Annotated in this window: 1 tRNA gene and 1 rRNA gene; both read left to right on the top strand. The window is 43.6% G+C overall.

Annotated features, from left to right (window positions below):
• The first annotated feature begins 26 nt into the window (after positions 1-26).
• Positions 27-100 (top strand) — tRNA-Ile (locus ACTQ52_RS12370).
• A 3-nt stretch (positions 101-103) separates the two neighbouring features.
• A 5S ribosomal RNA gene (rrf, locus tag ACTQ52_RS12365) occupies positions 104-221 on the top strand.
• Positions 222-463 lie beyond the last annotated feature (242 nt).

Raw genomic sequence — 463 nt, 5'->3', positions numbered from 1 at the left:
CAAGGATGTACCTTTAAAAGAAAGAGGGGACTATAGCTCAGCTGGTTAGAGCGCACGCCTGATAAGCGTGAGGTCGGTGGTTCGAGTCCACTTAGTCCCACTGAATGGTGTCGATGCGGTCAGGGGTAACACCCGTTCCCATCCCGAACACGACGGTTAAGACCTGATCGGCCGAAAATACTACATTGGTAACGATGTGGGAACATAGGTGGACGCCATTCTTTCTTTAAAAAGAACAGAAATCAAGCGATTTCTGATTCATATAGATTACGATCTGTGAGAAAGTCACACAGGGATTCATGATCCCGGATCGCACTCGTGATCACTGATCACGATGAACATTGATAACTGGATATCTGCAAAATATAAATTATTCTATTTAATAGAGTAAGACATCCGAGGCGTTAACGAAAGTTAACGAATTAAAAAACCAGATGGTGGAAACATCATCACACAGCCAACA

Origin of the sequence: Oribacterium sp. Sow4_G1_1 (assembly GCF_052116105.1) — a bacterium.
Taxonomy (GTDB): domain Bacteria; phylum Bacillota; class Clostridia; order Lachnospirales; family Lachnospiraceae; genus Oribacterium.
This window is presented reverse-complemented; position numbering and strand designations above follow the sequence as displayed.